Genomic DNA, 14,420 nt, shown 5'->3' with positions numbered 1-14,420 from the left:
AACTAATTTACGCGATAACTATAACAAAGCCACTAAACAGTGGCTTTGCGACTTTGGTTTATGTGCCAACTCTTATTTTTTGGCTTTAAGAGTCAGATTTCTAAAATCAAAGCTAAAATCGGTTACGGCTGTTGATACCGCGCGCATCTTTGCTTTGTTAACGCGATTTTTAGTGCTCATATCAAAAGTAATGTAAGCATCAGCCTCAAGCAGCTTTTCATCCCACTTAACAATGAAGGTATTGCCTGTGTAATGCTCTAATCGGCCTTTTAAGCGCTTAGTGTGCGTAAAATCAATACGTAACTTACCATCTAACTCTTCAATCACCACATCGCCATACCAATCATCGTGTAAAGTACCGGTATAACTAATATTAGGTAATTGTGGCTGATAGTCAGCGGGTGCTTCAGGTTTAGCATCGGCATAGGCTTTTTGCTTACCTTCAAAATGCTTTTTAGCGAGTGTTTCAACCCAATCCTTATCTTCTAAATCGAGTGCATCTTCAAGTATTTCATAGGTTACTGCCGATAAAGCACTAAACGCTTGCTGATTACTGAGGATCACAATTCCTAAGTTTTTCTCTGGCAATAACGTCACTTGCGATACCATGCCTAAAATACCACCACCATGGCCTAACTTTTTAATACCATGAAAGTCTTCAATACTCCAACCTAAGCCATAACCTCTAAATTGCTGATGGTAAGCCTCATACGCACTTTTTGAAGCCAGTGAGGTGATATGCGGATGCCACATCTGTGCTTGTTGCTTTTCACTAAACAACTGCTCCCCATTTGGCATTGTGCCATGCGCTAATTGAGTGCGTAGCCATTGGCTCATATCGCTAACACTTGATGCAATGGCACCAGCACCACGAAAGTCTTCTAGGTAATTAACAAAAAATGGGTGTAACTTGCCATCCATTGGAATATGGCCCGTTGCCCAGTTTTTATTACTTTTTGGAATACGTGAAAAACCAGCGCGAGAATTATCCATATGCAAAGGCTGCAGAATGTTCTTCTCAATATAATCATTCCAGCTCATACCAGAAACGCGCGCGACCACTTCACCAGCGGTGACAAACATCAAGTTGTTATAGGCGTATTTACTGCGAAAGCTGCTAGCAGGTTTTAGATATTTTAGGCCTGCTAAAATATCTTCAATCGATTTATCGGTGTCAGGCCAAATCATTAAGTCGCCTTGACCAAGCCCTAAACCACTACGGTGACTCAATAAATCACGGATCGTCAGTTCTCGGGTGACATAAGGGTCATATAAGCGAAACTCAGGAAGATGATCAATGACTTTATCATCCCAACTGATTTTTTCTTCATCGACTAATTTTGCTAATGCGGCGGCGGTAAAAGCTTTAGTATTTGATGCGATACCAAATAAAGTGTCTTTATTAACTTTTTTGCCCGTATCTAAGTTACTAATACCAAAGCCTTTAGCCAAGATCACTTTATCGTTTTCAACAACGGCCACAGCCATACCTGGGACATCAAAACGCGCCATTGAATTTTCAATTACTTGCTCTATTTGGGCAGTATCAATATCGGCATAACTGTTAAATGCACAACCAGTTAATAATGCGCCAGCTATCGCTAATTTTGTTAACTTCATAACAATCCTTGAAGGTAAGTTTTAGTTTTTATTTTTATGTACAGCAAACTCAATAGCCGCACGTACTGTATCGCTATCTTGGCATGTTGGCCGAGATTTTATGGCATCACTGTACGCATTTGGCACGCCTGCTTCAAGTGCCCCGCGATAAACGTGCTGCATATACCAATCATAGGGCAGGATGTTTGCGTCAGTCGTATTGGCCATATAACAATGTGCCGCTATTTTTTGCCCGTCGAGCAGCGTAACCTGAATATCAACACAATCATAACGCGGCCCTTCAATGGTATCTAAAATTGTTTTTTCGTCGTCATTAAGTTGGTATACCACACCATACACGTGGGCATTATCATCATTTGAAGGCCGTACATTGCCTTTTCCTGAGCCGTCACTGCTTACCATATCAAAGCTTAATTCATAGCCTGATAATATTGCCGTACCAATACGCCGCGCGTTTGGTAATCGTGCCAATAAACGACTAGATGACATATTAGAACCAAACGAAAAATTATATACAGCCATACCCACCTACTTTAATTAACCAAAATCCAGAGCTTAACCCTTGTTACACCACTATTCTTATTGCTAATGCGATGAGGATAACGCCAATCCCACGGTCGAACCAATGACCACTTTTTTGAAAGAAACCGCGTACGCTCGGCTTTGATAGCACTAAAGATAAAAACGAAAACCATAGCCAGGTTGCAACGGCCATATACAGTCCATAGCCAGCTTGAATAATTAGCGGGGTTGATTGGCTTATCACTAAGGTAAATAACGACATAAAAAATAACGTTGCTTTCGGGTTGAGGGCATTGGTTAAAAAACCACGACGAAAAGCAATCCAACTTGATTCAGCGGCAACGGATTGTGAAGTGGTTTCTTGTTGTGCTGTTGCAGGCTTTGCAGCTCTGAGAGCTTGCACGCCTATATACGCCAAATATGCACCCGCTAAATATTTTAATGCCATAAATACGTTTGGTGATTGCGTTAAAAGCACCGCGACACCTAACAAGCAATAACTAACATGGAGCAAAATTGCCAAGCCAACCCCAAAACTGGTCCATAATGCATTCGCCCTTCCTTGTTGAATACTTTGTTTAAGTACAATGGCAAAATCAGGGCCGGGGCTTGCTACCGCAAAAAAATGTGCCAGTGCAATTAATAAAAATTCATCTAAATAAACCACTTATCACCCTGCTTTTTGCTCATCAAGTGCTAACAACAGCGGATTAGCTGTATCGTTGACTAAGGCTTTGATCTCTTTTTGTGCCTTTTTAAATTGGCTACGTAAATGCGGCTTTAAATACTTTTTAGAGTCTTGATGGCCTTTAAAATGACAAACCAAAGCATGCATAAACACCGTTTGTGTTTCACTCAATGCTGCTTGCCTATTTGCATAGGGGTTGTAACATGAGCCACAACCGCCTTTAAACTGATACACAGTGTTACTCATCATTACACCAAAGCCTAAAAAGCACGCTAATGCGTCTGCCGCTTGCGGTAAAAACTCTTTACCACCTGGTGGTAACACACCGACATGATGGATCATGATAGTGGCTAAGGTACCTGCAAAACTGGCCACTAAGTCTTGTGGCTGGTTAATTTGATTAGGATTAAATGACACATTAACATTATGGCTAGGTGGCACAATTAATTGACATCGTTCACCGCGTAAATAGTTACTAAAGGCAAAGTGTGGAAATACCTGCGGTTGTAGTTGTTGCGGCGCCACCAACTTAATTGGCCATGCCTGTAACCCTGCATAACCCACTACGCGCTCAAACACTTTACTCGCCATTTCCTCAATACTTGACACCGCATCAGGAAAGCACTGGTGATTGGGCAACACTAATTGACTGTGATTAATAAAGTAATCACTGTCAAAATTTTCCACTGCCCACACAAAGGTATCAATCAGCCATTGCTGCTCTTGTTGTTCTAATAATGGTTTGCTTTTAAATAACGCTAACATAGTTTGCTCTTTTTACTTATACCAATGGCATTGAGTTATTCTTGCTGTTGCTGTGCCCATACCCACGCTTGGGTGTTATACAATGGCACAGTCGATAGTGCATGATGATGACTACCCGTTGATTCTTTAGTTGAATATGATAAATACAGTAAAGTACGAGTTTCTGCATCATAAATGCGACGCACTTTTAGCGATTTAAATAAAATACTTTTTGATGATTTAAATACTACTTCACCTGATTTACTCCGATCAATCACTTGCAGCTGCTCAGCGGTAATTGGCCCAGTTTGACGACATGAAATAGACATATCGGATGGATCAGAAAAATCTAAATTCGCTTCAACATGACTTATATGGCAAGTAACCCCCGTGACTAAAGGATCCTGCTGCGATACCACTTTAATATCTTTGGTGGTAAATAACCCTAAACTAACTGATGCGGCATCGTCAGAACAACCCGATAGCGTGATCAGTAAACTTGCCAATACGCCAAACATAATCGCTTTCATAATTTTCCTTGCTCCAAATAAGTAGAACGGTTTGTGGCTTACATTTAACTATGTTTCAATACTAACTCAAATAAATCACAACAACGAGCACCGACACAATGAAAAAAGTATTCTCATTACTTTGTTTACTGCTAATAAGTCACGGCGCAGTCGCAGGTTACTCACTCAGTGTTTACACGGGTAAAAGTTTTAATCAATCATTACAGACCGAAGAAGGCTTAGCGATTGAACTTGAAGATAGTAATCACCTGGCTTTTAGCATTGATAGAACTATCGATTCTGCTCGTTATGGGTTTTATTTTTCGAATACCAAAAGCGACTTTCAATCATCCCCTGGGCTTGATGTAGAAATGCAGTATTTTTTATTTCAAAATGCCGTTGAAGTCCCTTTAGGCAACCGTATCAACGGTTATGTTGGGGCACAAATTGGCGCAAATTATGTAAAGCCTAATTTTGCCAGCTCAGATACATTTTTTGCCAGTGGCTTATATGGCGGATTTGAATACCTATTTAACGACCAAGCACGGGTTTTATTTGAAACTCGTTGGCTAGCTACTATCGTTAATAACGCCAGTAACGTTTCTTGTACCTTACCGACAGATGAAGACAATCAATGTTTATGGCATTTCGATGGTGACGTACTTAATCAATTTCAAACAAGCTTAGGCTTCACATACCGTTTCTAAGGGAAGTAACTAGATCATGCCGCATATTATCATTGAACACTCAGAAGATTTACCGGTATTACCACAAGTGTTGGTTGAAAAAATACACAATGCCGCATTTGCGACCGGCTTGTTTGAACTGCCAACCATTAAAACTCGCGCTATAGCTTACACCCATTATCAACTAGGTGACGGTAAGGAAGGGTTTATCCACATTGCCGTGCATATTATGGCTGGACGCAGTATTGAACAAAAACAGCAGCTCAGTGAAAGCTTACTGCATTGCTTGCAAATTTATTGTCGGGACTCTGATAGTTTAAGTGTCAACGTACATGATATGCAGCACGAAATTTACCGTAAATGCTAAGGTAAATACTCCGCTTTAATACGCTTTATATCTATTTGCGGTGATTTATACGAGGTATACACCAACCAGTCCATCTCTTTGATATAAGTTAAGCCTGAGCTGCGGCTAAATGCCCGCTCAGGTAAACGCATTACATCATGGTGTGAGTGGCTCGTGAAGTCATAATAACTTATGCGATAATCCCCCTGTTCCACATTAAAATAATACACTCGCGAAGCCGTTTGGGTTGTCCCCTCATCGTAATACCATGAAAGGTGGTTCGATAAATTAATAGACTCAACTAACAGCTCTGCTTGGTCACTATCAGGGGGCTTTATCCATAGCTGCTGAGCATCAAGATTTGCAAAAATGATTGCGCCACGTTGGTCTTCATACCCATACAGTGTGGCTTGTTCTATAACCTTGCCTAAATTATTCCCCTTGAGGTCAAAACGATATAGCTCAGTGCCATTTGAGATCAAAATACTGCTACTGTCTTGGGCCCAACTAGGCTTACTGTGATAAGTAAAGTCTGTTTTAAGCTCTGTGGTCATTTGCGTAGTAAAGTTATAAAGCTGGAGAGTATTTACGCCGTTTTTCGAAGCATTAAAAGCAATATAACGTCCATCAAAAGACCAAACAGGATTGTAAATAGTGGCATTTAATTGGCTAAGTTTTTTTCGCTGCGTGCCATCTTTATTGGCTATCCACAACTCAGTAGTTCCTGATTCATTCGACACGAATGCCAATTTCTTTTTAATACTACTGTAATTAGGAAAGCGCGTATTAAAGTGAGTAGATAAAATCGGAAATGGCGAACTGGCAACAGCATTGTTAGTCTCTACCCGCATCAATGCTGAGTCGATATGCCATTGATGAAAATACAAACTACCATCTTGGCCATATTCGGGATAACTTAAGCCATCGATTTTCGAATCAATTAACCGCCCTGTTGCTAACTCATAAAAATAGCCATGGCGTTTGCCTTGCTCAACCCCCGAAAAAACCAATAACCCTTTGCTTGGGTGCCAGTCAACGCCGCGAATATCAACAAATCCAGAGGTTAATTGTTTCGCTTGGCCGCTAGCAATATCAACTAAAAAGAGTTCTTCATAGCCTGATGCTAAATTACGCGACACCAGCAGCTCATCACCTGCAGGGGAAAATACCACCGATTCATCATTAAACTGGCAATCACTCGGGCATGGCACTTGTTTAATTACTTTTTCAGCATTTTGTAAATCAACAATATTTAGCTGCGTCTGGCCTTTCGCTTTATTATTCTCACTTATAAATACCAGCTGGTTACCTGCTTTATTAATATCTAGATCAGAGCTACCACCTTGCCCACACGACGCTAATACGGTGATTTTTGCAGTCGCGATTTGTTGTTTTACTATTTCACAGCGAGCGTGTTCATCAAGGCGAAAATAAAAAATATCGTTAAGATCATCACTAAATACTGCGCGCCCTTCCACATAAGGGCTGTCAGTTAGCGCAATTGCGGCCTGCTCAGGAGAAAATAAATCCCGTAAATAAAGGTTTGTATATTGCCCAGGGCGACGCCATGAATAAGCCAGAAAATGACTGTCGTTTGAAATAGCCGGAAACAACTCACGTCCAGGGCTGGTGGTGATGGTCTCAATATGCTCGGATAACGGTGCCACAACTAGCGACTCTGAAATCGCTGGCGTACGTTGCAAATAAAAAAACGCAATGCATACCAAAGCCAAGGCTAACACTGTGACTATTTTAAAGTCACTCGCTCGCCCTTGCTGAGGGAGAGTTTCAATCGGTGACTGTGGCTTATCGAGTGCCGACTCACACTCTTGTGTCTCGTCAAATACTGGCGCTTGTGCTAAACGGTAGCCAGTCTTACGTAAAGTAGCGATATACGTGTGCTCTGGGTCGAGCTCTTTAAAGGTTTTACGTAGATGCCATATTGCATTCGTCAGCGCTTTTTCACCAACAAATTGATTACCATCCCACACTCCTGCAATTAGCTCTTCACGGGTCACAGCTTCTGGGTACTGTTTCACTAAAAAGCACAGTAACTCAGTAAATTTAGGTTGTAAAATGCGTTCTTGATCAGCGCAACTAAGCTTATTTTCAAACGCACAAAACAGGCACTGTCCAACAAGAAATGGCTGATTAGTTTTCATAAATAACGCTTTTATACCTTAATGTTTAGCAGTCTAGAAGGTTACCCCATTGTTAGTAGCAAAAGCAAAACAACACGATAAACAACACAATTATAATTTACTGGCATATTAATTAGAACAGCATAAGCACCTGATTAAAAAGAAATAGATATAAAATAGATGTAAAATAGGGATATAAACGAGATACCTTTCATTGTGTTTATGTTCACGATTACTTAAAACAGCTAACGAGTATGAATATACCCAAACCCATCCGCTGATGCATTAGTCGAAGTCGTTTGAACTGCCCGTCAAACGTGGCTAATGCATTAGCTTTATAATATTAAAAATATAAGGGAAATCTGTGAGCAAAATATCAACAAGAAAATGCGCACTAGCACTGGCGATCACAGCAAGTTTTTCAGGCCAATCATTAGCAAACAATGCTCAAATTGAACGCCAACTAACGCCTAACCAAACAACAGTAAACGAAGCTAAGCAAGAAGCGCCTGAAAAAATCGTGGTAACTGGTTCACGCCTAAAGCGCGATAGTTTTTCCGTTGCTACACCGCTAGTCACCATGGATCGCTCTGCAATTCAAGATACGGGTCTAGGTAACCTATCTGATGTACTGGTCGATAACATGCCAGCACTAAGTCAAAGTATTGGTAATAATACAAGTCAATCAAGCATTTCTGGCACAGGGCTTTCAACGGTGCAGCTACGTGATTTAGGTGCCAATCGTACTCTAACTCTTATTGATGGGCGTCGCGTGGTATCTAATAGTTACGGCGGTAACTATGTCAGTTTAAATACTATTCCAAGCGGTATGGTTGAGCGCGTTGAAATCATCAGCGGTGGCGCATCAGCAACTTATGGCGCCGATGCCGTAGCAGGTGTGGTTAATATCATCACCCAATCTAAGAAAGAAGGTTTTGATTTTCAAGCACGTGGTGGGCAAACGACCGAAGGCGGAGGTAAAGAGTTTACCTTAGATTTAAATTACGGTGATTCATTTGCTGATAATAAAGGCTATGTGTTTTTTAGTGCAAACTGGGATCGTGATTTTGGCATTAGCTACTATGATCGTGACCGTGCAAAAATAGAAGCGGCACATAGTTATAATAACGACTTAATGTGCAACCAAATGGTGACCGCAAGCGGCCCGCAATGTATGCGAGATATTACTCAAGCTGATTGGGTGAGTAAAAGCGATGGTACTTTAGGTGGCGTTTTTTTAGAAAATAGCAATAACGACACTCAATTTTGGTATGACGGCCAAACACTACGTGATGATTGGAAAGGGAACGAGGAAATATACGGGATTAACTCCAACCAGTATGTAATGCTGGAAGTACCCAGTGATAACTTTTCAACGGCTGTAAAAATCGATTTTGATGTCACTGACGACATCATGAGTTACTTTCAACTGCAATACAGTAAAAGTGGCTCATTCAACGATAAATCTCCTGAAGATGAATATGAAGGTGCATATGTTCCTCGCTATGACGCTGTAACAGGCGATCCGATTGCAGATATAGCACCAGGTTACATCCCAATTGATAATCCTTATGTACCGCAACAAATTTTAGATGCAAACCCGTACAAAGATCGCATTTATTGGGATCGTCGCTTTGGCGAAGTGGGTAATATCAGCACTGATAATGACCGTACTACCATTCGTACTTGGGCAGGCTTACAAGGTACTATGTTTGACCACCAATGGGATTGGGATGTATCAGCTGGTTACGGACAGTTCAAGCAACACCAAATTCGTAGTAACGAGTTAAATGTAGTTAACCTAAATCAAGCATTACAAGCTGAAAAGTTAGCTGATGGAACTATTCAATGTATTGATGACGCTGCACGTGCTGCAGGCTGTGTACCTATTAATTTATTCGGTGAAGGCTCTATCACACCTGATATGGCCAATTGGATCCGTGCCAATCCAATTATTGATACTAAAATTCAGCAATACACAGTGATGGGTTACATCACCGGCGATTTATTTGAGTTGCCAGCAGGTAATGTGTCTGCTGTATTTGGTGCTGAATACCGTAAGGACACCCAAAGTCTAGACACGAGTGATGATATGAAAGTCGGTGGCATTACGTTTAACGTGGTTCCTTCATTTTATGGTGAAGTTGAAGTTTATGAAGCTTTTGCAGAGCTAGCGATCCCTCTTTTACAAGATGCGCCATTGGCAAAAAGCTTATCTGCTGAAACCTCTTTACGTTTAGCAAATTACAGTATGGAGAACGTTAACACGGTAGCCAGCTATAAACTGGGTTTGCTATGGCAACCAATTGATGGCTATATGGTACGAGCTAATTATGCTCGTGCGCAGCGCGCACCAACTATCACTGAATTAATGTCACCACCACGTGGAGACTTCGATTCATATGATGACATTTGTGATGGCTTAACTGCCACTTCAACTAAACCGGGTCACGCTAATTGCCGTTTAGAGCCAACCTTGGCTAAACAACTAGCTGAAAATCCAGATTTCGTATTCGACAGTGAAGATAACAACTATTCACCGGGCACTGGTAATCCAAATCTTAAAGAAGAAACCGCTGATACCTACACCTTTGGGGTGACATTATCTCCAGAGTTCTTCCAAGGCTTTAACCTTGCGGTAGATTACTACGACATTGCTATCGTGGATGCCATTGACGAGATCAGTAACGAAAACATAATGCGTGAGTGTTACGACTCAGAAGCAGCGTGGGGCAGTGACAATGAGTTCTGTAATGATATTACCCGTAATAACGAAGGTAACATCATCAAAATTCTCCAACGCGAATATAACTTAGATGAGTTAACAGCCCGTGGTTATGACGTAGTTGCTACCTATGACTTTGAGCTAGGTAGCTATGGTAACGTCGCGTTAAAACTTGATTACAACCACGTTATTGAAAACTCACAAACTTATGAAGGTTTAGATGGTAACGATGTTGTAACTCAATATGCTGGATATGGCCGCAGTAAAGATAAAGCTGCAATGTCTATTGCGTGGAGCTTAGATGATCTACGTATTCGTTGGCGCACGAACTTCTTGGGCTCTTTTAAAGCAGATCAGCAAGACGAGAAAGACTACCTATTGGCTGTGGCAGACAACGATGAAAACTGTGCTGCTGCACAAGCAGACTGTATTACTAACCCTGAGCCTCTAGCTTATCAAGACTACGGGTCATACATAAAACATAGCCTATCAGCCTCATACACAATGGCATTAACGCCAAAAAGTGATTTACGTGTATTCGGCGGCGTTAATAATATTTTTAACAATCAAGGGGCATTCTACCCAAGCGGCAACGGCAACTACTACAGTGGATACGGCGGTGGCGCAGGTCGTTATGTGTACTTAGGTGCGCAATATAGTTTTTAAATGATAGCGTCTAAAATTTATTGCTAACGAAGCATTCTCATTCGTTAGCTCTATTCCTACTAGGTTGTTGTCAAAGGCACGTCTCGCAAGAGCGTGCCTTTTTTAGTTTAAAAAAGGCTAACGCCAATTTTGCATTTCAATTAATCGTGATTCTGTACGCGCATATTCAAAGGCTAACTTTTTCCCTTGATATAAATCAGCAATTCCTACCTCGCTACTTAGCACCAACAGCTTGCCACGATCGTAAAACTCATCTACCAGCGCAATAAAGCGGCGCGCTTCATCATCAAGTGTATGCTCTTGTAAGTCTTGATGTTCACGTTGATAACTGTCTTCAATACCATGCACTATTTGTTTTCCCGTCGCAGCCAACCCCATTACTGGAATATCACACACATAAATGCGTTGGTAATGCTGCGCTAAATAAATGTAATCTGCGGTGCTGCGCGGGCCTGAGCACAGCGCCATAAAATCGAACATAATGGCATTATTACTGCGTTGTAGACATGCAATGTTACGGCCACAAATAGTCACGCGCTTAGCTGTGAGTAGTTGATCTGCAAAAGCTAAAAAATTGCTGTGTAACTGGTTTTCAACAGCGCTATTAAAGTAATAAGTTGCATGCTTGCCAAATCGAAAACGGTGATCAACAACGCCTGCAATATTAATAATATGGCAATGAGTTTTTAATAATTCGATGGTGGGTAAAAATCGCGCGCGCTGTAAACCGTTATAATAAAGCTGATCTGGCTGGCAATTTGACGTAGCCACTAATACCACCCCTTTGGCAAATAGCGCCTTAAACAGCCCAGCCATGATCATCGCATCACCAATATCAGAGACAAAAAACTCATCAAAACAAATAAGCTTTAATGTTTTTGACCACTCTCGGGCTATTTGCTCTAGGGGATTTTGTAAGCCTTGTAATTGTCCTAATCGGGTGTGAACTTGCGCAATAAAATGATGAAAATGCAATCGTGTTTTTTGCTCAATTGCGACACGCTCATAGAACGAGTCCATTAGCATCGATTTACCCCGCCCTACTGGACCATATAAATAGATACCGCGCGGACTCACCGACTTACGCCACCAAACTTGTGGCCGTTGTAGCGCTTGAGCAAGTTCATCAAGCGCCTTTACAGCATTAAGTTGGGCATCATCGTGCTGAAGTTTGCCACAATTAATTTGCGTATAATAATGCTGTAATATTTGCCCGCTTGGCACTGTCATAGACTGTACTGATTGGTTATACTCGCCACCATTGTAGCTGACTAAAAATGTGAACCCAATGAAATTCCCTTGCCGCTTAGATAAATTTATTAGCCATTTAGCTGAAATACCGCGCACTAAGGCCAGAGCGGGCATTAAACGCAAAGAGGCAACAGTAAATGGCGAAGTGATCACCGCTTATGATCATCAAATTACAGCCGCTGATGCTATTGTTTTCCAAGGTAACTCTTTGGCATTTTTAGGAAAGCGCTATTACATGCTCAATAAACCAGTTGGCTATGTGTGCGCCAATAGTGATGATTTACATCCCACCGTATTTGAATTACTGGACGAACCTAACATGAGTGATTTTCATGTTGCAGGGCGTCTAGATCTGGATACCACAGGGCTGGTCTTAATCACTAATGATGGCGATTGGTCGCATAAGATCACCTCACCTAAACACAATAAATTTAAAACCTACTTAGTTGAAACACAAGAAGCACTCACTGATGAGGCACTAGAACAACTGCGCCAAGGTGTGCAATTACATAACGAAAAAGAGCTAACTCGCCCGGCAATCGCAGAGCAACTGGCCACTTACAGCTTACGGTTATCAATTTGTGAAGGTAAATATCACCAAGTCAAACGTATGCTCGCTGCGGTTGGAAATAAAGTAGTTGAATTGCATAGAGAAAAAATAGCAAATATTGAACTTGATGGCACTCTTAGCAGTGGCGAATATCGACTTTTAAGCGCCGCAGAGATCACGCTTTAGCGATCGAAAAGGGAAACTTGAGTAAAAGTCACGTCAAAATCCCTTATTATTATTAATTAAAACTAACATCTAGCCGATAAACATGGTAGAAATTTAAGGTCAATAAAAATAATAAGGGGCGCAATGTGCTGTCAGGTTTAGCATTAAGAACTAAAATAATCTTGTTTGCTGGAGCGATGTTTATAGCACTTAATGCTATTGCATTACTGGGTTTACAATCTCTTCGTCACGCCAGTGAAAACGATAATATCGCTCGTATCAATCAGCTGATGAAAAGCACTGCTAATATTGTTGAGCAGTTTGAATTACTCGCAAAAAATGGCCAGTTAAGTGAACAACAAGCGCGCGAATTTGCCACCCAAATGTTGCGTGAAAATAAATACCACGACAGCGAGTATGTCTATGTCGTTAATGACAAGCTCGACTTTATTGCCACCCCACACGATCCGCAGCTGCATAACACCAGCTTTAATGATTTTAAAGATGCCAGTGGTAATAGTATTGGCCGTATGGTTGAACAGTTAGTTGGCAGCCAAACCAATAAAATTATTACCTATCACTGGGATTCAGTGCGCGACGGTGAAACCGTTGATTTAACTTCTGTAGTACAAAAAACCCCGTACTTTGGCTGGTATGTGGGCACCGGGATCAGTGAAAAAGAAGTGGATGAGCGTTACTGGAATACCGCTAAGTGGTTAGTAGGTTTGTCACTTATTATTGCACTTGCTTTAACTGCTGCAATTGCGCGTTTTGGTATTTCACTCAGTAACGCATTAGGCGGTGAAGTAAATGAAGTTATTGATATTGTTAAGCAAGTTTCACGCGGCAATCTCAATTCACAGATCCGCACCGATGCCCAACCAGAAAGTATTATTGCCGCTATGCACTATATGCAACAAGGCTTGCGTGGCGTAGTTGGCGGCATTAAAGATGTCACTGACAGCTTAAAAAATCAAAGCCTCGATAACGAATCACGCTCTACGGAGCTGGATAAACTAACGCGCAGCTTGAATGAAGAAACCCACATGGTCGCATCAGCTATCACAGAGTTAACCGCATCCGCACAAACCGTTGTTGAACATGCCGAGCAAGCCGCTTACTCAGTGCAAGAAGCTGAACGCCAAGGCCAAAGTGCAAACCATTTGACAACGGAGGCAGCAGATACCATTGCTCTTTTAGAGCAACAAATTGACAGCGCTGGTAATAACATCCAACTCCTTGATGATGAAGTAAATAATATCGCAAATGTGTTAAGTGTGATTCAAAGTATTGCCGAGCAAACTAATCTCTTGGCACTCAATGCCGCGATTGAGGCAGCCCGTGCTGGGGAGCAAGGGCGAGGCTTCGCGGTAGTTGCTGATGAAGTACGTCAACTAGCGCAACGTACGCAAACCAGCACTGAAGAAATTCGCACTATGATAGGTAAGTTACAATCTGCGACCAAAGATGCTAAAACATCGGTAAATTTAAGTATTACTACCAGTGAACAAACCGTTGCTAAGTCTAAAGATGCCAGCGAAGAGCTGCAACGTGTTGCTTCATCGCTCAGTGCGATTGCTCAAATGAGCCATCAAATAGCGATTGCAGCCAAAGAACAACTGGATGCCGGAGAAGATACCGCAAGACGTATTGTGACCATCTCTGATACCGCGTCACAAACCGCTGATGTATCACATCAAGCCCATGCTGCAACAGACTTAATTAAAGGCTTAACCAACAACCTAGAGACTGAAACAGACAAATTTAGTTCTTAATCGGTTATTCACACAACAAAAAACCCGCATCG

General features: G+C 41.6%; 12 protein-coding genes. 5 read left to right on the top strand and 7 right to left on the bottom strand.

Annotated elements, in window-relative coordinates; translation table 11 throughout:
- Window positions 1-72: 72 nt before the first annotated feature.
- Genes A7968_RS04675 through A7968_RS04655 form a run of 5 tightly spaced genes read right to left on the bottom strand, consistent with a single transcriptional unit; the run spans window position 73 to window position 4,104 of the window.
- Window positions 73-1,620, bottom strand: coding sequence for a serine hydrolase (locus tag A7968_RS04675; RefSeq protein WP_064665434.1), 1,548 nt, complete (start codon window positions 1,618-1,620; stop codon window positions 73-75).
- Between the two features lie 21 nt (window positions 1,621-1,641).
- On the bottom strand, window positions 1,642-2,142 hold the full coding sequence (locus tag A7968_RS04670) for a gamma-glutamylcyclotransferase family protein (protein ID WP_064665433.1): 501 nt from the start codon (window positions 2,140-2,142) through the stop codon (window positions 1,642-1,644).
- A 43-nt stretch (window positions 2,143-2,185) separates the two neighbouring features.
- Window positions 2,186-2,809, bottom strand: coding sequence for a LysE family translocator (locus A7968_RS04665; RefSeq protein WP_064665432.1), 624 nt, complete (start codon window positions 2,807-2,809; stop codon window positions 2,186-2,188).
- 3 nt (window positions 2,810-2,812) lie between these two features.
- Window positions 2,813-3,595 (bottom strand): hypothetical protein, encoded by a 783-nt coding sequence (locus A7968_RS04660; RefSeq protein ID WP_064665431.1) that lies wholly within the window; start codon window positions 3,593-3,595, stop codon window positions 2,813-2,815.
- Between the two features lie 35 nt (window positions 3,596-3,630).
- Window positions 3,631-4,104: a CreA family protein gene (locus tag A7968_RS04655; RefSeq protein WP_064665430.1), complete on the bottom strand. Its 474-nt coding sequence runs from the start codon at window positions 4,102-4,104 to the stop codon at window positions 3,631-3,633.
- A 98-nt stretch (window positions 4,105-4,202) separates the two neighbouring features.
- Here A7968_RS04655 and A7968_RS04650 point away from each other — a divergent pair, with 98 nt between their 5' ends.
- Together A7968_RS04650 and A7968_RS04645 are read left to right on the top strand one after the other, a co-directional pair.
- Window positions 4,203-4,790, top strand: coding sequence for a hypothetical protein (locus tag A7968_RS04650; protein ID WP_064665429.1), 588 nt, complete (start codon window positions 4,203-4,205; stop codon window positions 4,788-4,790).
- A gap of 16 nt (window positions 4,791-4,806) precedes the next feature.
- Window positions 4,807-5,136, top strand: a complete 330-nt coding sequence (locus A7968_RS04645; protein WP_064665428.1) for a 5-carboxymethyl-2-hydroxymuconate Delta-isomerase — start codon at window positions 4,807-4,809, stop codon at window positions 5,134-5,136.
- On the opposite strand, the gene A7968_RS04640 is transcribed toward A7968_RS04645, so the two are convergent.
- Complete coding sequence (locus A7968_RS04640; RefSeq protein WP_064665427.1) at window positions 5,133-7,277, bottom strand: winged helix-turn-helix domain-containing protein; 2,145 nt, start codon at window positions 7,275-7,277, stop codon at window positions 5,133-5,135. The genes A7968_RS04645 and A7968_RS04640 overlap by 4 nt on opposite strands.
- A 343-nt stretch (window positions 7,278-7,620) precedes the next feature.
- On the opposite strand from A7968_RS04640, the gene A7968_RS04635 reads away from it, so the two are divergent.
- Complete coding sequence (locus A7968_RS04635) at window positions 7,621-10,647, top strand: TonB-dependent receptor domain-containing protein (protein ID WP_064665426.1); 3,027 nt, start codon at window positions 7,621-7,623, stop codon at window positions 10,645-10,647.
- Between the two features lie 117 nt (window positions 10,648-10,764).
- On the opposite strand, the gene zapE is transcribed toward A7968_RS04635, so the two are convergent.
- On the bottom strand, window positions 10,765-11,877 hold the full coding sequence (gene zapE, locus A7968_RS04630) for a cell division protein ZapE (RefSeq protein ID WP_064665425.1): 1,113 nt from the start codon (window positions 11,875-11,877) through the stop codon (window positions 10,765-10,767).
- 58 nt (window positions 11,878-11,935) lie between these two features.
- Between zapE and rsuA the strand changes: the two genes are divergently transcribed.
- Window positions 11,936-12,634 (top strand): 16S rRNA pseudouridine(516) synthase RsuA, encoded by a 699-nt coding sequence (gene rsuA / locus A7968_RS04625; protein ID WP_064665424.1) that lies wholly within the window; start codon window positions 11,936-11,938, stop codon window positions 12,632-12,634.
- 125 nt (window positions 12,635-12,759) lie between these two features.
- Window positions 12,760-14,388: a methyl-accepting chemotaxis protein gene (locus A7968_RS04620; RefSeq protein ID WP_193330410.1), complete on the top strand. Its 1,629-nt coding sequence runs from the start codon at window positions 12,760-12,762 to the stop codon at window positions 14,386-14,388.
- The last annotated feature ends 32 nt before the right edge of the window (window positions 14,389-14,420 follow it).

This window comes from Pseudoalteromonas prydzensis, from assembly GCF_001661495.1.
GTDB classification, from domain to species: Bacteria; Pseudomonadota; Gammaproteobacteria; order Enterobacterales; family Alteromonadaceae; genus Pseudoalteromonas; species Pseudoalteromonas prydzensis.
The sequence above is the reverse complement of the archived record's forward strand: the minus strand, read 5'-3'. Positions and strand labels throughout refer to the sequence as shown.

Bases quoted from the DNA above. Each gene is read 5' to 3' on its own strand.
- A7968_RS04675 (WP_064665434.1), bottom strand. From the start codon at position 1,620: ATGAAGTTAACAAAATTAGCGATAGCTGGCGCATTATTAACTGGTTGT.
- A7968_RS04655 (WP_064665430.1), bottom strand. From the start codon at position 4,104: ATGAAAGCGATTATGTTTGGCGTATTGGCAAGTTTACTGATCACGCTA.
- A7968_RS04660 (WP_064665431.1), bottom strand. From the start codon at position 3,595: ATGTTAGCGTTATTTAAAAGCAAACCATTATTAGAACAACAAGAGCAG.
- A7968_RS04640 (WP_064665427.1), bottom strand. From the start codon at position 7,277: ATGAAAACTAATCAGCCATTTCTTGTTGGACAGTGCCTGTTTTGTGCG.
- zapE (WP_064665425.1), bottom strand. From the start codon at position 11,877: ATGACAGTGCCAAGCGGGCAAATATTACAGCATTATTATACGCAAATT.
- A7968_RS04650 (WP_064665429.1), top strand. From the start codon at position 4,203: ATGAAAAAAGTATTCTCATTACTTTGTTTACTGCTAATAAGTCACGGC.
- rsuA (WP_064665424.1), top strand. From the start codon at position 11,936: ATGAAATTCCCTTGCCGCTTAGATAAATTTATTAGCCATTTAGCTGAA.
- A7968_RS04645 (WP_064665428.1), top strand. From the start codon at position 4,807: ATGCCGCATATTATCATTGAACACTCAGAAGATTTACCGGTATTACCA.
- A7968_RS04670 (WP_064665433.1), bottom strand. From the start codon at position 2,142: ATGGCTGTATATAATTTTTCGTTTGGTTCTAATATGTCATCTAGTCGT.